The following is an 18,474-nucleotide window of genomic DNA, read 5'->3' on the forward strand; positions in this document are numbered from 1 at the left end:
TTTCACTGGGCTATCGGGGACAGACATGGACACCCTCAACGTCGCGATCTATGGCGCTTCCGGCTACACCGGGGCCGAGCTCATCCGCCTTCTCGCCCGCCATCCCGCGGTCCGAATCGCGGCGTTGTCGGCCGAGAGCAACGCCGGCAAGCCGATGGCCGACGTCTTCCCGCAATTCTCGACGCTCGACCTGCCGATCCTCCAGAAGCTCGACGAGGTGGATCTCGGCCCGATCGACGTCCTGTTCTGCGCGCTGCCGCACGGCACGACCCAGGTGACGCTGAAGGCGGCGCTCGAGGCGAAGCCGAGCCTCAAGATCGTCGACCTGTCGGCCGACTTCCGCCTGTCCGATCCGGCGTCCTACGCAACCTGGTACGGTCACGAGCACCAGGCGACCGCATTGCAGAAAGAGGCCGTTTACGGCCTCGTCGAGATCCATCGCGAGGCGCTGAAATCGGCGCGGCTCGTCGGCAATCCCGGTTGCTACACGACGGCGACGCTCCTGCCGCTGGTGCCGATCGTGAAGGCCGGGCTCGTCGACCTCGAAGAGATCGTCGTCGACGCCAAGTCGGGCGTCACCGGGGCGGGCCGGGCGGCGAAAGTCGCGAACCTCTTCGGCGAGGTGTCGGAGGGTTTCCACGCCTATGGCGTCGGCAAGCACCGGCACACGGCCGAGCTCGACCAGGAGCTCAGCCTTGCCGCCGGCACCAGCGTCGCGCCGACCTTCACGCCGCATCTCGTGCCGATGAACCGCGGCATCTATGCGACGATCTATGTGAAGGGCGATCCGAAGGCGATCCACGCGACGCTCGCCGAGCGTTATGGGGACGAGCCCTTCGTCGCGGTGCTGCCGTTTGGGGAGGTGCCGCAATCGCGCCATGTGCGGGGCTCCAACCACACCCGTATCGGCGTGGTGCCCGATCGGCGCAGCGGGCGGGCGATCGTGCTGTCGACGCTCGACAATCTGGTCAAGGGCGCGTCCGGCCAGGCCGTTCAGAACATGAACGTCGTGACCGGGCTCGACGAGGCGACGGGGCTGTCACAGCTCGCCCTCTTCCCCTGATCCGCGGCGACAAGCCCGCGGCAACCGAGCCGTGTTTCCTGGTCCCGCATTCGGGGACCAGGGGAGGGCGCGATGCGCCGGCTCGTCGTCATTCTCGCCGCCGCTGGTTTCGCCGCCGTGGCGTTGCCGCTTCATGCCGCCGCTGCCGCACCCTCGCGGCTCGGCTGGCACGGCGAGGGTGCCGTGCGCCCCGCGCAATTCGACGCTGAAGCGCGGCAAAAGGCCTATAAAAGCCAGGAGGAGCGACGGCGCGCCGTCGAGGAACGCTATCGCGCCACGGCGCGCGAGCATCGCGAGCGTCTTGAACGGCTCCGCCGCAATGCCGACATCGCTCGCGAGGCGCGCCGCCGTGCGATCGCCAATGAAGCGGATGGCCGCGCCTTTACCAATGAAGCGGACGGCCGCGCGTTTACGAATGGCGCGGATGGCCGCGTGATCGCCAATGGCGCCGACGGTCGCGCGATGACGGGCGACGCGGACGGCCGCGGCGGCCCCTCGGCTCCCATCCTCGGCGACGAGGGGCTCGACATCGCAGCCCCCAGCGCACGGTGGACCGCAGAGGCGATCATGCGCGTCGACAGGGCGGCGAGCGCACGGCGTTCCCGTCAGGCCGCATGGGAGCAGCGCGAGCGTGAGGCCGCGCGCCGCGCCGGTCCGTCCGGTCAGCGTGCGCCCGAGCTCGGCGCGCTCGTCCGCGCCAATGCGGACCGGCTCGTCTATATGGCCGGAGACGGTCGCTCCCTCGTCGTCTCCCGCAAGCCGCTGCGCTTTGCCTGGCATGCCGAGACGACGGAGGTGACGGCGCTCGATCGAGGGTGGCGGCAAGAGGTCATCTCCCGGCACGATGGATCGAAGCTCGAACTCACCATCGACGAACGGGATATGCGGGTGCTCCTGGAACGCGTTGCGCCGGGCGGCGCGCGCATCCGGCTTTATTCCAATCGCCCCCGCTGGCGAACCGCGGCGCAAGCACCGTCACGCGAGGCCGATCAGCCCATGGCGAGTTCCGTCTTCGTGCCGGATGCGACGCGCAATTCCGCCGGGGGCGATGCGGTGGTCGCTGCCGCGCGGTCGGAGCCCGTCGCGGATCTATCGCGGTCCTACACGCTCCATCAGGTGCTTCAGAGCCGGTCCCTGCGCGAGACGATGCCGCAGATCGAGCTCGACACGATTTCGTTCGATTTCAACTCGGCCACCGTCCGTGCGGCCGAGGCGCGATCGCTCGACACGCTCGCCCGTGCGATCCGATCCGCCCTCGCCACAAACCCCGGCGAGGTCTTCCTCGTCGAAGGGCACACCGACGCTGTCGGCGATGCGATCGACAACCTGGAGCTCAGCCACCGCCGCGCCGAGGCGGTGGCGGCGCTCCTCACGGCCGGATATGGCATCCCGCCGGAAAATCTGGTGACGCAAGGCTATGGCGAAGCCTTCCTCGCGATCCCGACCGCGGCGGCGGAGCGGGCCAATCGGCGGATCGCGGTCCGCCGGATCACGCCGCTCCTCACCCAGGGCGAGGATCCGATCGCGACCGGCGCGTGAGGCTCAATAACGCATCTTCACGAAGCGCCCGGGGGCATCTTCGATCGGCGTAAGCACGCCGCCACCCGGCGTCCGGCCGGGCACCGTTTCGCCCGAGCGATGCGCGGTCAGCCACTCGTGCCACATCGGCCACCAGGAGCCGGGCGTCTCCGTCGCGGTGGCGAGCCAGTGCTCCAGCGTTCCCGATGAGTCGCCGTCGGTCCAGACCTGATATTTCGTCTTCGCCGGCGGGTTCACGATCCCCGCGATATGCCCCGATCCGGTGAGCACGAATTTCGCCTCGCCGCCGAACATCTTGTTGCTGCGGAACACCGACAGCGCCGGGGCGATATGGTCTTCCTTGGTGGCGACGTTGAACACCGGCACCGTGATGAGGTCGGGCGACAGCGCATAACCGTCGACGAGGAGACCGCCCTTCGCAAAGTTGTTCTCAAGATAGAAGTTGCGGAGATAAAAGGCGTGGTTCGCCGCGGGCATCCGCGTGGAGTCGGAGTTCCAGTAAAGGAGATCGAAGGGGAACGGATCCTTCCCCTTTATATAGTTGTTGACCACATAGGGCCAGATCAGGTCGTTCGCCCGCAGCATGTTGAAGGCCGAAGACATGACCGACCCTTCGAGATAACCTTTCGACCGCATCTTGCGTTCGAGCGCTTCAAGCTGCTCCTTGTCGACGAAGACCTTGAGATCGCCCGAATGGGTAAAGTCGACCTGCGCCGTGAGGAAGGTCGCGCTGTTGATCCGCGTGTCGCCGGTGCGCGCCATGTAGGCGAGCGTCATCGCGAGGAGCGTGCCGCCGACGCAGTAGCCGACAATGTCGAGCTTGTCGGTCTGGGTGGACTTCAAGGCGACGTCGATCGCCTCGAAGATGCCCTCGTGCATGTAGTGGGTGAAATCCTTCAACGCGTGCGTCTCGTCGGGATTGACCCAGGAGATCACGAACACCGTGTGCCCCTGACCGACCAGCCAGGCGATCAACGATTTGTCCGCGTTGAGATCCAGAATGTAATATTTATTGATCCACGGCGGGACGATCAGCAGCGGCTCCTTCGCCACCGTCTCGGTGGTCGGCGCGTACTGGATCACCTGGCAGACCTCGTTCTCCGCGATCACCTTGCCGGGCGTCGTCGCCATGTTGACGCCGACGGCGAAGCCGTGCGGATCGGTCTGCCGAAGGCGCAGCTCGCCCTTGCCGCGGGCGACGTCCTCGGCGAGCATCTTCATGCCCTTGGCGAGATTCTCGCCCGACCGACTGGCCGTCTCGCGCAAAAGCTCTGGATTGGTCAAAACGAAGTTGGACGGTGACAGCGCGGCCGAGAGCTGGCGCACGTAAAAGCTCGCTTTGGCGCGGGTGTGCTCGTCGAGATCGTCAGTCTCGGCGACGAGCTGCTCAGCCCAGCGTGTCGTGATGAGATAGGCCTGCTTGAGGAAGTCGAAAAACTGAACCGTCGACCAATCGGGGTCGCGAAACCGTTTGTCGGCGGGGTCGGGCGAGACGACCGGATGCGATTCCTCGCCAGCGAGGCGGCGCATCGCGTGGGCGTAGAGGTTCATCCAGTCGCTGGCGAGGCGGGCCTGCGCCTCGAACGCGCGATGCGGATCGGACAGCCAATAATGGCCGACCCGCGAGAGCGTCCGCATCCACTCCGACAGCTCGGTCGAATAATCGGATTTGATCTCACCCTGCTGGGCCGGCGCGATATAGGCGGCCATCGCCTCGTTCGCGTGCTCCAGCATTTTCGCCAGGTTTTTCGCAAACTCCTCGGGGTTTTGAACGATGTAGTTCAAAACTGGATCGCGTGGTGTGTCGGCAGTGCCACGTGCGTCCATTTTCGTGCCCTCCAGGAAGCGCGATTAACGACCTGTTCTTTCCTTTGCGTCCCACTCATGGAACCTCGTCAGCCGATTGCCAACACATAAGGCGGCGAGCGCTGGTTGCCCATCATGTGAGATGCGTAGCCTATCGCATAGTCGGATGATCCGCTCATGACGCGTAAGAGTATCTTAGTTAACGCGCTCATTGCCGCATTCCTCGCCGGCTGCGGCATGGATCCGGCTGCTCCCCTGATTCCGACGCCGAAACAACAGGCGACCGTGTTGCCGACCGAAGTGGCCGCCGTCAACGAGGACGGCTTCCCGAATATTCTGGCGGACCCGGTTTCCGTGGCCGGTCTGCCCCGATCGAGTCGATCGGTCGCGGCGGAGCGCGACGCGGTGGCGGCCGAAGGGGCCCGCACCGCCACGCAAGCGCGCCGACTCGCGGCAAGTGGTGGTCCCGCGACCGATCTCGCGTCGCGCGGTCGCAACCATGTCGAAGAGACGCGCCGCAAGATCGAGGCGAGCGGCCGGCCGCAGCAGGCCGCCGCGGCGGCGCCGCAGCCGGCGACCGTCCCCGCGGCCACCGCGCCGGCGCCGGACGAGGCGGTCGATATCGGCCGCCCCCTCTCGCCGGACGAGCCGCAGCCGCGCGCCGTCGGCGCGATTCCGCCGCAAGGCGCGGCGCCCACGAACGAAACAGTTGCCCCCGCACAATAGGGACTTTATTGCGCTAGTCAGTTCGGAGTGTTGGTGATGCAGAACTTCCATAAAATTCGCCGTCTGCCCCCTTACGTGTTCGAGGAAGTCAACCGCCTCAAGGCGGCGGCGCGCGCCAACGGGGCCGACATCATCGACCTCGGAATGGGCAATCCGGACCTTCCGACGCCGCAGGCGATCGTCGACAAGCTGACCGAGACGGTCGCACGGCCCCGCACGCACCGCTATTCCGCCTCGCGCGGCATTCCGGGGCTGCGTCGCGCGCAGGCCGCCTATTATGAGCGCCGCTTCGGCGTGAAGCTCGATCCGGACACCGAAGTCATCGCGACGCTCGGCTCCAAGGAAGGCTTCGCCAACATGGCGCAGGCGATCACCGCGCCCGGCGACGTCGTTCTGACGCCGAACCCGTCTTATCCGATCCACGCGTTCGGCTTCCTGATGGCCGGCGGCTCGATCCGCTCGATGCCGGCCGAGCCCGGGCCGGACTTCTTCCGCGCGCTCGAGCGGGCCGTCGTCCACTCGGTGCCGAAGCCGATCGCGATGGTGCTGTGCTATCCGTCGAACCCCGGCGCCTACACGGCCGATCTCGATTTCTTCAAAGAGGTGATCGCCTTCGCCAAGAAGCACGAGATTTTCGTGCTCTCCGATCTCGCTTATTCGGAGATTTATTTCGAAGGCCCGCCGCCGCCGTCGGTGCTCCAGATCGAGGGCGCGAAGGATATCGCCGTCGAGTTCACCTCGATGTCGAAGACCTACTCGATGCCCGGCTGGCGCATGGGCTTCGCGGTCGGCAATCCGGAGCTGATCGCCGCGCTCGCCCGCGTCAAATCCTACCTCGATTACGGGGCGTTCACGCCGATCCAGGTCGCGGCCGCCGCGGCGCTGAACGGTGGCGACGAGCCGATCGTCGAGATCCGCGAGACGTACCGCAAGCGGCGCGATGCGCTGGTGGAATCCTTCAGCCGCGCCGGGTGGGAAATTCCCTCGCCGACCGCCTCGATGTTCGCCTGGGTGCCGATCCCGCCGTCGATGGCCCATCTCGGGAGCCTGGAATTCTCCAAGCAGCTCCTCGAGGAGGCGCAGATCGCGGTGGCGCCCGGCATCGGCTTCGGCGAACACGGCGACGGCCATGTCCGCATCGCGCTCGTCGAGAACGAGCAGCGTATCCGCCAGGCTGCCCGCAGCCTGAAACGCTTTATCGATCGGCAGCACAATGTGGTGTCGTTCAACGCCGCCACCCGCTGAGGTTCTGTGTCGACGCTGAAAATTGGAATTGCCGGTCTCGGCACCGTTGGTGCCGCGACCATCGAGTTGTTGGAAGCCGAGCCGACCCATGGCGGGTCCGGCCGCACCATCGAAGTGGTCGGAGTTTCCGCCCGTGATCGCAACCGCGATCGCGGCGTCGACCTGTCGGGCGTCGCCTGGTTCGACGATCCCGTCGCCCTCGCGACCAGCGACATCGACGTCTTCGTCGAGCTGATCGGCGGAGAGGGCGGCAAGGCGCTCGCCTCCGTCGAGGCGGCGCTGAAGGCCGGCAAGGCGGTGGTGACGGCGAACAAAGCGCTTCTCGCCGCGCATGGGATGCACCTCGTCGCGCTCGCCGAAGCGTCCGGCGCGCCGCTGATGTACGAGGCGGCGGTCGCCGGCGGCATTCCCGCGATCCGCACGGTGCGCGACGCCCTCGCCGGCATCCCGATCGACAGCGTGCTCGGCATCATGAACGGCACCTGCAACTACATCCTGACGCGGATGGAGAACGAGGGGCTCACCTTCGACGCCTGCCTCGCGGAGGCGCAGCGGCTCGGCTATGCCGAGGCCGATCCGACCTTCGACGTCGACGGCTTCGACACCGCCCACAAGCTCGCGATCCTGTCCTCCATCGCCTTCACGACCGAGCTCGATGCGAGCGCGGTCTCGGTCGAGGGCATTCGCGGCATCGAGCCGGCGGACCTCGACGCGGCGGCCGAGCTCGGCTTCCGCATCAAGCTTCTCGGCATCGCGACGATGTCCGAGGAGGGCGTCGACCAGCGCGTCCATCCGACGATGGTGCCGCGTGGCAGCGCCCTTGCCGAGACGTCCGGCGTCACCAACGCGGTGTCGATCCGCGGCAAGGCGTTCAGCGAGCTCGTCCTGTCCGGTCCCGGCGCAGGCGGCAGCGCGACGGCGAGCGCCGTCGTCTCCGACCTCACCGACCTCGCGCGCGGCCTCGCGCCGCCGCCGCTCGGCCGTCCCTCGTCGAGCCTTGCGCTGTACCGCAAGCCGCAGGCCGGCGGGCATCGCGGCGCATTCTATGTGCGCCTGCCGATCGCCGACCGGGCCGGCGCCTTCGCCGCTCTCGCCTCGCGCATGGCGGCGGAGGGGATCTCACTGGAGCAGATCGTCCAGAAGACCCCGCACCGGCCGGAACACCTGCCGCCGCTCGACGAGCAGACCGTGATCCTCGTGACTTATCCGACCACGGGCGCGGCCCTGTCCCGCGCGCTCGATGCGATCGCCAAAGACGGCATCATCGTGCGCGGGCCGCACGTCATTCCGATCGCGCAGACACTTTGACCAAAAGGCCGATGCAACTTTCGTTGGATCGGCCTTTTTCGTCCAAGACATCCGTCGGTCAGCCGGGCCGATCGGGTCTCGGCTCTCTCCCTGGCACAATCGAGCGGATGATCTGGGGCCGGCGAGATCCGGCCCGCCGGCAGCTTTCGTGACCAAATTGTGTATTAGTTTAAAAAGCGCTGCCTCGGATAAGGCGTGAATGTGAACTTATCCGCCGCGGCACTTGGTCAATTCTTTGCCGGCGCGAACATGGGTGCTATGTGCTTGCGCGTTGGCGTTTCGCGCGTCAGAAAGAAACGTGTTTGTGAGCCGGAGCGCTACCGTCATGCAAGAAGATCGTACCCCTAAGGGGGCGCTTGATCGCGTCCTCACCGTCGAAGTGATGCGTGTGACGGAGCGAGCCGCCGTCTCAGCCGCACGACTTCGCGGACGGGGCGATGAGCGCGCCGCCGATCAGGCTGCCGTCGACGCGATGCGCCGCGAATTGAATCGCCTCAACATCGAAGGCATCGTGGTCATCGGTGAAGGCGAACGCGACGAAGCGCCGATGCTCTATATCGGCGAAGCCGTCGGCACGGGCGCCGGCCAGCGCGTCGACATCGCGCTCGATCCGCTCGAAGGCACCACGTTGTGCGCCAAGGACATGCCGAACTCCCTCGCGACGCTCGCGCTCGCCAAAGGTGGTTCGCTCCTCAACGCGCCCGACGTCTACATGGAAAAGATCGCGATCGGTCCCGGCTATCCGCAGGGGATCATCGACATCGACATGCCGCCCGTCGAAGCCATTCGTAAGGTCGCCGCGGCCAAGGGTGTGCCGACGGAAGAGATCACGGCCTGCATTCTCGACCGGCCGCGCCATGCCGAGCTGATCCAGGCGGTGCGTGAGACGGGCGCCGCGATCCGCCTCATCGGCGACGGCGACGTCGCGGGCGTCATCCACACCACGAACCCGCTCGAGACCGGGATCGACATCTATATCGGCACCGGCGGCGCGCCGGAGGGCGTTCTCGCCGCGGCGGCGCTGCGCTGCATCGGCGGCCAGATGCAGGGTCGCCTCATCCTGAGGACCGACGAGCACAAGGCTCGCGCCGAGCGCATGGGTATCTCCGACTTCGAGAAGGTCTATACCCACGAGGAAATGGCCCGCGGCGACGTCTATTTCTCGGCGACCGGCGTCACCGACGGCAACCTCCTCGAAGGCGTGCGCTTCTATCCCGGTTACATCACCACCGAGACCATCGTGATGCGGTCCTCCACCGGCACGGTGCGCACCATCAAGGCCCGCCACACGGACTTTTCCAAGTTCATCCTCGATTAGGCCCAGGCGGAACGATCCGACTGAGATGGCGGATCGGCGGCGATCACGGTCGCCTGCCGGCCCACGGGGTGTGCGGCGCAAATTGCGGGGCGATTGATCCATGATCGCCCCGCTCGATCCATTCAACGCATTCGTCGATCGTGTCGACGCGCCGGGGGAGGGGCCCCGCGTCGCCGTCAAGGACATGATCGCCGTTCGCGGGCGACTACAGACGGCGGGCCTCGCGGTCTATGAAGGCCGCCGGGCCGAGGCGGACGCCGCGATCGTCGCGGCCTTCCGTCGCCATTCCTACGCAATCGTCGGCACCACGCGCAGCGATGCGGCCGGCTACGGCACTATGACCGACGAGGTCGCAAACCCGCGGGACGCCGACCGCGCTGTCGGCGGCTCGAGCGGCGGTTCGGCGGCCGCCGTCGCGGCCGGCCTCGCCGACATCGGCGTCGGCACCGACACCGGCGGCAGCGGGCGCATTCCGGCGGCCTATTGCGATCTCTTCGCCTTCAAGCCCAGCCTCGGCCGATCCGATATGGTGGGCATCATCCCCCTCGCCGAAACGTTCGACACGCCCGCGCTGATGACGGCGGATCCGGCGCGCCTGGTCTCTGCCGCGCCGATGATCGTGACCGATTGGCGCGACGCGGAGGAGGCGCCCGCGCGCCTCACTTATGACAGCATCGACCGGATCGCCGATCCGGCAATCGTCGCAGCGTTCGCGAGCGCCTTGCGTCACCTCCCGGCCTCCGCCCCGAAGGCCGTGCCGACGGCCTACGAGCCGATGGCGGTCGCCCATTCCGCGCTGGTCTGCCGGGAAGGGCTCGCCGTCCACGCTTCGGCGTGGGAGACGGCGCCGGAGCGTTTTCCGGCCGTGGTCGCGCAAGCCTTTCGCTATGCCGAAAGCCTCACGGATGATGAGATCGGCTATGCCCGCGAGGCCGTCGCGGCGGCGCGTGCGGCCTGGCGCGCGGCGATCGGGCCGAACGAGATTCGCATTCGCCCGACGCTGCCCATCGCGCCCGCCCCGCGTCATACCGAGGCGGTGACGCTGCGGGGCGTCCGCCAGCCCATCACCAACGCCAATATTCGGCTGACTTTGGCGGCAAGCGTCGCCGGGCTTCCGGTGGTCGTGGCGCCGGTCAATGGGCTGTCGCTTCAGTTTATCGGCGCCTATCGGCGGGACGAATGGCTTCTCGCCCGCGTTCTCGAACTTCTCGCCGAAGCCTAGGCCGCGTTCCGCACCGACGCGGCGGCGTCGGCGATGTCCAACACCACGATTTCGGCCCGCGGCACGCCGCGAAAGACACCGTGCGAGACGTCGACGGCGATATGCAGCGCCTCGCCGCGGGCGCGCTTCAATCGGTCGCCGATCGGGCCGGTGGTGCGGAAGGCCATCGCCTCGAGCCGCCCGCCTTGGAGGGAGGAGAAGCCGAGGCGGAGCGAATCGGCAGCGCCGACCGGCACGACACTGTCGAGGACGAGCCCGTCGAGCGCGATCACCGGCTTTGCCCGCTGCGCGCCCCATGGGCCGGCCTCGGACAGGGCGCGGGCGAGCGTCTCGTCGATCGAAAGCGGCGCGGCGATCGCGTCGACCTTCAGGCTCTCGGCCGCGACGGCTTCCGCGACGCTCTCGCCGAGCGCATCGGTGAGATAGGCGGTGAGGAGGGGGATCTTGTCCGCCTCGATGGTGAGGCCGGCCGCCATCGCGTGCCCGCCACCCTTGACGAGGAGGCCGTCAGCGGCGGCTGCGCGGATCGCGGCGCCGAGATCGACGCCCGGAATCGAGCGGGCCGACCCTGTCCCAGTGCTCACCTCTCCGTCGACGCCGATCGCGACGGCCGGGCGGCGATACCGCTCCTTGAGACGGGCCGCGACGAGGCCGACGACGCCCGGATGCCATGGCCCGGCGACGACGATCACCGGAGGGTCGCCGGTGACGTGCGCGTCGGCCTCGAGGAGGGCGCGCTGTTCGAGGGCGCGCCGCTCACGGTTGAGCTGGTCGAGGATCCCGGCGATCCGCTCGGTCTCGACCGGATCGTCGCTCGTCAGGAGCTTCGCGCCGAGGCCCGAATCGCCGATCCGTCCGCCGGCATTGATGCGCGGCCCGAGAACATAGCCAAGATGAGTGGAATCGACCGGGCCGCCGATGCGCGCCACGGTGATCAGCGCCGCAAGGCCCGGATTGGTGCGATGCCGCATCGCGATCAGCCCGCGGATGACGAAAGCGCGGTTGAGCGCCGTCAGCGGCACCACGTCGGCGATCGTGCCGAGGGCAACGCAGTCGAGAAGGCTCATGAGGTTCGGCTCGGCCCGGTCCGCGAACCGCCCGCGCCGCCGCATCTCGCGCACGAGACCGACCATCACAACGAACGCGACGCCGACCGCGGCGCAGGCGCCGAGCCGGGACAGATCGTCCGGCCGGTTGGGATTCACGATGGCATCGGCCGGGGCGAGCGTCGTCACCGGATGGTGGTCGATGACGAGCACCGTCATGCCGCGCGCCTTGGCGGCGGCGATCGGCTCGATCGCGCCCGCCCCGCAATCGAGCGCCAGGAGCACGTCGGTGCCTTCGGCCGCGAGCCGCTCCATCGCCTCCACCGACGGTCCATAGCCCTCGGTGACGCGGTCGGGGATGACGATACGCGCGTCGGCGCCGAGCCCGCGCAAGGTCCGGGTGACGACGGCGGCCGACGTCGCGCCGTCGACGTCATAATCGGCGAAGAGGGTGATCCTCTCGCCGCGGTCGATCGCATCGGCGAGGCGGGCGACGAGGGCATCGCAATCGGTGAGGCTCGACGGGTCGGGCAGCAGCGCGCGGAGCGTCGGGGCGAGCTCGTGCTCGGCATTCTCGAGCGTCACGCCACGCCCGGCGAGGACGCGCGAGACGATGTCCGGCAGGGCATGGCGCTGGGCGAGCGCCATCGCCGTTCGCTCGCCGGTCTCGTCGAGCCGGCGCAGCCAACGGCGGCCCGTCACGGAACGGGAGACACCAAGAACCGGCGGTGGGGCGTTGGGGGCGTCCACGGCAAACTCACGATCGGTACGGTACGAGTATGGCTCATCCGATCGCGACATGGTTGGCAAGCCGTTAACGTCCCCGCAATTGCGGGCCTGTGGATGGACGGCTTGTGGAGAAATCAGGCCGCGAGCATCACAGGCATGCTGTCGCGCACCTCCTGGGCGAGCGTCTTCGTCGCATTCTCGGCGCGGCGACCGATGCACAGGCGCACGTCGTAGGTGGCGAGTTCGGGAAGCCCGTCGCTCGGGCCGATCGCTTCGAGGCCGGGGCCGAGAAGGCTGACGGGAAGCGGGGCGATGGCGAGGTCGGCGCGAAGGGCGGCGATCTGCCCCTGCGAATGCTCGGAGGTGAAGGCGACGCGATGATGGCGCCCGCGGCGCTCCAGCGCGTCGAGGGCGGCATGTCGCCAGACGCAGCCCGGCCCGGACAAGGCGAGCGGCAGCGGGTCGTGCGATTTCGCGGTGCCGCCGGCGCAGCCCACCCAGATCAGCTGCTCGGTGTGGACGATCTCGCCGCCGCGCCCGCCGTCGCCCTTGCCGTCGGAGGTGGTGAGGGTGATGTCGATCTCGCCTTTATCGAGCCGGTCGAGGAGGACGATCGTCGGGGCGAGAATGACCTCGACCTCGACTTGCGGGCAGAGCTTGGCGAAGCGGGCGAGGATGCGCGGCAAAAGGCGCGTGCCGTAATCGTCCGGCGCGCCGAAGCGGACCTTTCCGTCGACCTTCGGGCCGCGAAACCGGGCGAGCGCCTCCTCGTTGAGCTGAAGGATGCGCCGGCCATAGCCGAGCAATTCCTCCCCCGCGGGGGTGAGGGCGACGGATCGGCCATTCTTCAGGAAAAGCGGGGTTCCGATCTGCTCTTCGAGCTTGCTCATCTGCATCGAGATGGCCGAGGGCGTGCGGTGGACCTCGTCGGCGGCGGCGCGAAAGCTGCCTTTGTCACAGATGGCGACGAAGGTGCGGATCAACTCGCTGTCCAACATCAACTGCATCGACGGATCCCTCCCGGCGGCCCCGTCCGAATGTTCACATTCTGTGATCAGTCGGATCAGAACAATTCGTTCGACTGACCATTAGATGTGTCCCATCTACCCGTCATCGTCAATGCGGTGATGGAGAAGAAAGATGGCCGTGAATGATGTGACGCCAACGCGGTGGGCCGGAGAGAGCGAACCGCGTCCGGTGAGTGTGGTGTTGACCTGGCTTCGCGACAAGGTGCGTGAACGCCGCCGGGTGCGTGCCCGTCGGGCCGCTTTCAACCACCTTTTGACGCTCGATCAGTCCTTGCTGGACGATATCGGCGTGACGCGCGACGAAGTGACCTGGGGGTCTTATCTCCCGATCGAGCGGAACGCTGCGCACGAAGTGCAGGAGCGCGCCCGTAAGCGTCGCGCGTCGGAAGGTTGGATCACGCGTCGCACCCGCTGACACATGACAAACCAGCAATCGGCCATCGCACGAACGTCCCTCCGGGCCAGCTCGGGACGTGGGGTTCAACGACCCTCGAAGTGCGGTGGCCGTTTCTCGATGAAGGCCGCCCGGCCTTCGATATAGTCGTCGCTCATGTCGGCGACATCGACGAGGCGCTTGGCCTCCTCGAACAGGTCCGAAACCGCCCCCTGCTCGGCCGCCCTCAGCGCTACCTTCGCCGCCGCGAGGGTCAATGGCGCATTCTCCGCGAGGCGTGCGGCGAGCCGCTCCACTGCATCGTCGAGTTCGTCCTCCGGCAGGATCTCGTGCACCGCGCCGGTCACGAAGGCGCGCTGCACCGGCAGCCGCCCCGCCGTCAAAAGGATCCACCGCGCCGTCGCCATCCCGACGCCGCGCACGAGGCGGGCGACCCCGCGCGGGTCGTAGCCGAGCCCGAGACGCGCCGCCGGAACCATGAAAAACGCATCCTCGGAGGCGAGGCGAAGGTCGCACGACAGGGCGAGCGCCGCGCCCGCGCCGACGACCGGCCCCGCGAGCCGCGCGATCGTCGGCTGGCGAATCGCCTCGATCGCGGCGCATGCGAGTTCGAGCTGGTCGTCATAAAGGCGGGCGGCGTCGCGATCGGCGCGCGCCTCTTCGAAGCCCGTGATATCGGCCCCGGCGGAGAACACGTCTCCGTCGCCCTGGAAGATGACGACGCGCACGTCCGGATCGTTGGTGATCGCGAGGGCGAAGGCTTCGAGCTCCTGCCACATGCCGACGCTGATCGCGTTGCGGCGGGCGGGATTGGACAGGGTGACGACCGCGACCTCGCCCTCCTGGGCGATGACGACGCGGGGAATCTCGTCGCGTTCTTCCATGTCAGACGCCGTCACTGGGCTTCCCCTTTTTTATCGCGCGTCGCGTGAGGTACAGGCCGCTTGCGGTCGAACGCAAGGGTCAAGCGACCACCCGGCGCATCATGGTCGGCGGAAGCCCCTTCGATCGAAGCCGCGCGATCGTATCGGCGAGCCGTTCCACCGCCGTCATCATATGGAAGCCGTTGGCGTGCAGCAGGCGCTCTTCATCGAGCATGATGCCGACATGGCCCTTCCAGAATACGAGATCGCCACGCACGAGGCCCGCCGGATCGAGCGGCAGCGGGGCGCCGAGTTCGGCCTCCTGCATGTCGGAATCGCGCGGCGCGGTCTGCCCGGCCGCCTGAAGCGCGATCTGGACGAGGCCAGAGCAGTCGATCCCGTCCCACGATTTGCCGCCGAAATAATAGGGCGCGCCGACGAAGATCTCGGCGATCGAGACCCAATCGGCGGCGAGCGGCCCGCGCGAGACATGTTGGTCGAGGATGTAACCACCATCGGCGAGGGCGTGGAAGTGCTCGCCGCCGGTGCGGTCCTCGCCGCTCGTTTCGATCCATGCGCCCATCGGCAGCCGCATCGAAGGCGGCACCTTGATGGATGGGGAGGGGAAGACGAGCGCCAGCGGGGCCGAGACGCGGTGCGTCGGTGCGCCGGGGCCGGCGAGCGCCTCCTCGCGGACATAGCCGACATAACCGTCGACGCCGCTCTGTACCCAGGCCCAGCCGTCGGCGCGATCGAACACGTCGACCGGCTCGCCGAACAAAAATTCGGTGTCGAGCGGCGCATCGCCTCTCGGACGGCGACGGCAGGCGGTGATCGGGACGGCGATGCGGGCGACGGTCGGCGTTGCGTAGCGCGGGGCCTTCACGGCGTCTTCGAGGCGGACATCGGCGAGATCGTCGCGCACCGCGTTGCGGCGGGTGTCGAGCTTCATCCTCTGTAGCGAACGCCGAGCCAGTGATAGAGCGCGCGGATCGCCTGTGCCTCGCCGCCTTTCGGTCGGCCCGGCCGTTCCTCGGCGTTCCAGGAATAGACGTCGAAATGAACGTAGGCGCGCGCCTGCTCCACGAAGCGGTGGAGGAAGAGGGCGGCGGTGATCGATCCCGCGAAGGGCTGGGACGAGATGTGATTGATGTCGGCGATCGGCGACTTCAGCCACTTTTCATAGCGCGGCCAGAGCGGCAGGCGCCAAACCGGATCGTGAACGTCCTCGCCCGCGAGGCGCACCTCTTCGGCGACGACATCGTCGCGGGTGAAGAGGGCGGGAAGGTCCGGCCCAAGGGCGACGCGCGCCGCGCCGGTGAGGGTCGCGAAATCGATGAGAAGGTCGGGGCGTTCCTGGTCGGCGAGTGCCAAGGCGTCGGCGAGGACGAGGCGGCCCTCCGCATCGGTGTTGCCGATCTCGACGGTGAGGCCCTTGCGCGAGCGCAAGACGTCGCCCGGCCGGAAGGCGGCACCGCCGATCGCGTTTTCCGCCGCGCCGATGAGGACGCGCAGCCGCACCGGAAGGTTCGCGTCCATGATCATCGTCGCGAGGCCGAGCGCCTGGGCCGCGCCGCCCATGTCCTTCTTCATGAGGGACATCGCGCGATCCGGCTTGATATTGAGGCCGCCGGTGTCGAACACCACACCCTTGCCGACGAGCGTGAGCTTCGGTGCGTCCTCGCTCCCCCAGGTCATGTCGATGAGGAGGGGCGGGCGCGGCGAGGCGGCGCCGACGGCGGCGATCATCGGAAAGCCGTTCTCGAGGGCCTCGCCGTCGGTGATGGCGATGTGGGCGCCGTATTTGCGGCCGAGCGCCTGCGCGGCGTCGGCGAGTTCGGCGGGGCCGAGATCGTTGGCCGGCGTGTTGATGAGATCGCGCGTCAGATAGATCGCGTCGGCGATGCGCCGCACGTCGACCACGTCCACCCCGTCGGGGGAGACCAGGCGCGGGGCGCGCTTCTTGCCGGTGGCGTAATTTTCGAAGCGATAGAGTGAGAGGAGGAAACCGAGCGCGCTGGCGGTGTGGTCGCTCCAGCCTTCGCCGAGCACGAAGGCGCCTTCGGGAAAGCGCGAGAGGGCGGCGCTCGCGAACGGGTCGGACCCGTCGCCGACACCGATCAGCACCATGGAGAGGCGGCCGGCTCCATCGGGGAGGGCGAGAACGTCGCCCGGGGCGCCGTCGAAGCCCATGGCACGGGCGAATGTCGCATGTTCGGAGGACAGCCGGGCGATGAAGTTCGCCGCATTGGCTTTGGTGACGGCGTGGGCCGGCGTCGACCTGTCGACCTCGTGACGACCGACGATCATGACCGGGCTCCTTCGATCAGCGCAGGAATGCAGTGTCCAACCCGGAGAGCATCTCCAGGACGGGACCGCCGGCCGCCATGACGGCGACGACGACGGCCATGACGAGAAGAGCGGCCACCATCGGCAGCTCCGTCATCGTTTCGGCTCGCGGTGCCTTGGCACCGCGATGCCGCGTTTGGATGTTGGCCCCTTTGCCCATGGCGTTCTCGCGACCCTCGTCCGGCGGTTTCATCACGAGCGAAACTCACTGGCTCACCTTTGTGCCGAGTTAACGTCGTGCGCCGTTGCGACCTCGCCAAATCGTTTGTCGTGCTAGCCTTAACGTTCGGTGACCAAAGACGGTTGGGATGTTTCAGATGGACTGATTGTAATCGCCGACTTCGCTGTTTTCGCGAAGCACGCCGTCGACCGCCTTGAACATCTCCCGCATCGCCGCCTCCGACGTCGGGCTTTCGACGACGACGACGAGCTCCGGCTTGTTGGAGGAGGCGCGGACGAGGCCCCAGGTGCCGTCTTCGGCGACGACGCGGACGCCGTTCACGGTGATCAGCTCTTTGATCTTCTGGCCGGCGACCATCTCGCCCTGCTTTTCCATGTCCTCGAAGCGCTTCACCACGCGGTCGATGACGCCATACTTCAGCTCGTCATCGCAATGCGGGCTCATGGTCGGCGTCTGCCAGGTCTTCTGGAGGTCGCCGCGAAGGTCGCTCATCGAGCGGTCCGGGTTGCGGTCGAGCATCTCGAGGATGGCGATCGCCGAGACGAGGCCGTCGTCATAGCCGCGACCGATCGGCTCGTTGAAGAAGAAATGGCCGGATTTCTCGAAGCCGGCGACGGCGTTGAGGTCGTTGACGCGGCGTTTGATGTAGGAATGGCCGGTCTTGTAATAGTCCGTCTTGGCGCCGTTCTGCTTGAGGACCGGGTCGGTCATGAAGAGGCCGGTCGACTTCACGTCGACGACGAATTGCGCGTCTTTCGTGATCTTGGACAGGTCGCGCGCGATCATCAGGCCGACGATATCGGCGAAGATCTCGCCGCCTTTCTCGTCGATCACGCCGCAGCGGTCGCCGTCACCGTCGAAGCCGAAGCCGACATCGGCGCCGTTTTCGAGCACCGCATCGCGGATGGCATGAAGCATCTTCATGTCTTCCGGGTTCGGATTGTAGCGCGGGAAGGTGTGGTCGAGCTCGGTGTCGAGCGGGATCACGTCGACGCCGAGGCGCTCGAGGACGTGCGGGGCGAAGGCGCCCGCCGTGCCGTTGCCGCAGGCGCAGACGATCTTGAGCTTGCGGTTGACGTGCCGCCCCTCGACGAGATCGTTCATGTAGCGGCGGGGGAAGTCGTCGACGAATTCGTAGCCGCCACCGCCCGACAGGTCGAACGCGGCGGCGAGGGTGATCTCCTTGAGCCGGCCCATCTCGTCCGGCCCGAAGGTGCGCGGGCGGTCGGCGCCCATCTTCACGCCGGTCCAGCCGTTCTCGTTGTGGCTCGCCGTGACCATGGCGACGGCCGGCACGTCGAGCGCGAACTGGGCGTAATAGGCCATCGGCGTCACCGCGAGGCCGATATCGTAGACCTTGCAGCCCGACGCCATCATGCCCTGGATGAGGGCGGTCTTGATGGAGGAGGAGTAGGAGCGGAAGTCGTGACCCGTCACGACTTCGCGGGGTTTGCCCATCTCGCCGAGCAGGGTGCCGATGCCCATGCCGAGCGCTTGGACCCCCATGAGATTGAGCTCTTTGCCGAACAGCCAGCGCGCATCGTACTCGCGAAATCCGGTGGGTTTGACCATCGGCTGCGACTCGTACGCGTACGTGTTTGGCGTCAGCTGGGGGTGAGGCTTAGGGAACATCAGGCTGGCTCCGACAGTACGACCA

15 protein-coding genes are annotated in these 18,474 nt (G+C 67.4%); 8 read left to right on the forward strand and 7 right to left on the reverse strand.

What is annotated here, in order from left to right; all coding sequences use genetic code 11:
- The first annotated feature begins 25 nt into the window (after positions 1 to 25).
- On the forward strand, positions 26 to 1,063 hold the full coding sequence (gene argC / locus L1787_RS02910; protein ID WP_235706965.1) for an N-acetyl-gamma-glutamyl-phosphate reductase: 1,038 nt from the start codon (positions 26 to 28) through the stop codon (positions 1,061 to 1,063).
- A gap of 72 nt (positions 1,064 to 1,135) precedes the next feature.
- Positions 1,136 to 2,602, forward strand: coding sequence for an OmpA family protein (locus L1787_RS02915; RefSeq protein ID WP_235706966.1), 1,467 nt, complete (start codon positions 1,136 to 1,138; stop codon positions 2,600 to 2,602).
- Positions 2,603 to 2,605: 3 nt separating this feature from the next.
- On the opposite strand, the gene L1787_RS02920 is transcribed toward L1787_RS02915, so the two are convergent.
- Positions 2,606 to 4,429 (reverse strand): PHA/PHB synthase family protein, encoded by a 1,824-nt coding sequence (locus L1787_RS02920; RefSeq protein WP_235706967.1) that lies wholly within the window; start codon positions 4,427 to 4,429, stop codon positions 2,606 to 2,608.
- 156 nt (positions 4,430 to 4,585) lie between these two features.
- On the opposite strand from L1787_RS02920, the gene L1787_RS02925 reads away from it, so the two are divergent.
- The 5 genes from L1787_RS02925 (at position 4,586) to L1787_RS02945 (ending at position 10,227) form a co-directional block, all read left to right on the forward strand.
- Positions 4,586 to 5,134 carry a hypothetical protein gene (locus tag L1787_RS02925; RefSeq protein ID WP_235706968.1) on the forward strand — a complete coding sequence of 183 codons (549 nt, stop codon included), beginning with the start codon at positions 4,586 to 4,588 and terminating at the stop codon, positions 5,132 to 5,134.
- A 36-nt stretch (positions 5,135 to 5,170) separates the two neighbouring features.
- Positions 5,171 to 6,379 carry an LL-diaminopimelate aminotransferase gene (locus L1787_RS02930; protein WP_235706969.1) on the forward strand — a complete coding sequence of 403 codons (1,209 nt, stop codon included), beginning with the start codon at positions 5,171 to 5,173 and terminating at the stop codon, positions 6,377 to 6,379.
- A gap of 6 nt (positions 6,380 to 6,385) precedes the next feature.
- Complete coding sequence (locus L1787_RS02935) at positions 6,386 to 7,687, forward strand: homoserine dehydrogenase (protein WP_235706970.1); 1,302 nt, start codon at positions 6,386 to 6,388, stop codon at positions 7,685 to 7,687.
- Between the two features lie 325 nt (positions 7,688 to 8,012).
- Complete coding sequence (gene glpX / locus L1787_RS02940) at positions 8,013 to 9,005, forward strand: class II fructose-bisphosphatase (protein WP_235706971.1); 993 nt, start codon at positions 8,013 to 8,015, stop codon at positions 9,003 to 9,005.
- 100 nt (positions 9,006 to 9,105) lie between these two features.
- Entirely contained in the window at positions 9,106 to 10,227 is a 1,122-nt protein-coding gene (locus L1787_RS02945; RefSeq protein WP_235706972.1) for an amidase family protein, read from the forward strand.
- Here the strand turns inward: L1787_RS02945 and recJ are convergent.
- Both recJ and L1787_RS02955 read right to left on the reverse strand, forming a co-directional pair.
- Positions 10,224 to 11,975 (reverse strand): single-stranded-DNA-specific exonuclease RecJ, encoded by a 1,752-nt coding sequence (gene recJ / locus L1787_RS02950; RefSeq protein WP_235706973.1) that lies wholly within the window; start codon positions 11,973 to 11,975, stop codon positions 10,224 to 10,226. The genes L1787_RS02945 and recJ overlap by 4 nt on opposite strands.
- 161 nt (positions 11,976 to 12,136) lie before the next feature.
- Positions 12,137 to 13,009, reverse strand: a complete 873-nt coding sequence (locus L1787_RS02955; RefSeq protein ID WP_235706974.1) for a LysR substrate-binding domain-containing protein — start codon at positions 13,007 to 13,009, stop codon at positions 12,137 to 12,139.
- 133 nt (positions 13,010 to 13,142) lie between these two features.
- Here L1787_RS02955 and L1787_RS02960 point away from each other — a divergent pair, with 133 nt between their 5' ends.
- A complete protein-coding gene (locus tag L1787_RS02960) occupies positions 13,143 to 13,445 on the forward strand; it encodes a YjiS-like domain-containing protein (protein WP_235706975.1) in 303 nt (100 codons plus the stop codon).
- A 65-nt stretch (positions 13,446 to 13,510) separates the two neighbouring features.
- On the opposite strand, the gene L1787_RS02965 is transcribed toward L1787_RS02960, so the two are convergent.
- From L1787_RS02965 to L1787_RS02980, 4 genes are all read right to left on the reverse strand, one after another.
- Positions 13,511 to 14,308: an enoyl-CoA hydratase/isomerase family protein gene (locus L1787_RS02965; RefSeq protein ID WP_235706976.1), complete on the reverse strand. Its 798-nt coding sequence runs from the start codon at positions 14,306 to 14,308 to the stop codon at positions 13,511 to 13,513.
- A 79-nt stretch (positions 14,309 to 14,387) separates the two neighbouring features.
- A complete protein-coding gene (locus tag L1787_RS02970) occupies positions 14,388 to 15,239 on the reverse strand; it encodes a C40 family peptidase (RefSeq protein ID WP_235706977.1) in 852 nt (283 codons plus the stop codon).
- Complete coding sequence (locus L1787_RS02975) at positions 15,236 to 16,597, reverse strand: leucyl aminopeptidase family protein (protein WP_235706978.1); 1,362 nt, start codon at positions 16,595 to 16,597, stop codon at positions 15,236 to 15,238. Before L1787_RS02975 ends, L1787_RS02970 begins: the two co-directional genes overlap by 4 nt.
- 352 nt (positions 16,598 to 16,949) lie before the next feature.
- A complete protein-coding gene (locus L1787_RS02980) occupies positions 16,950 to 18,449 on the reverse strand; it encodes a phosphomannomutase/phosphoglucomutase (protein WP_235706979.1) in 1,500 nt (499 codons plus the stop codon).
- Positions 18,450 to 18,474: the final 25 nt, after the last annotated feature.

The sequence above is a fragment of the Acuticoccus kalidii genome (assembly GCF_021556395.1).
Taxonomy (GTDB): Bacteria; Pseudomonadota; Alphaproteobacteria; order Rhizobiales; family Amorphaceae; genus Acuticoccus; species Acuticoccus kalidii.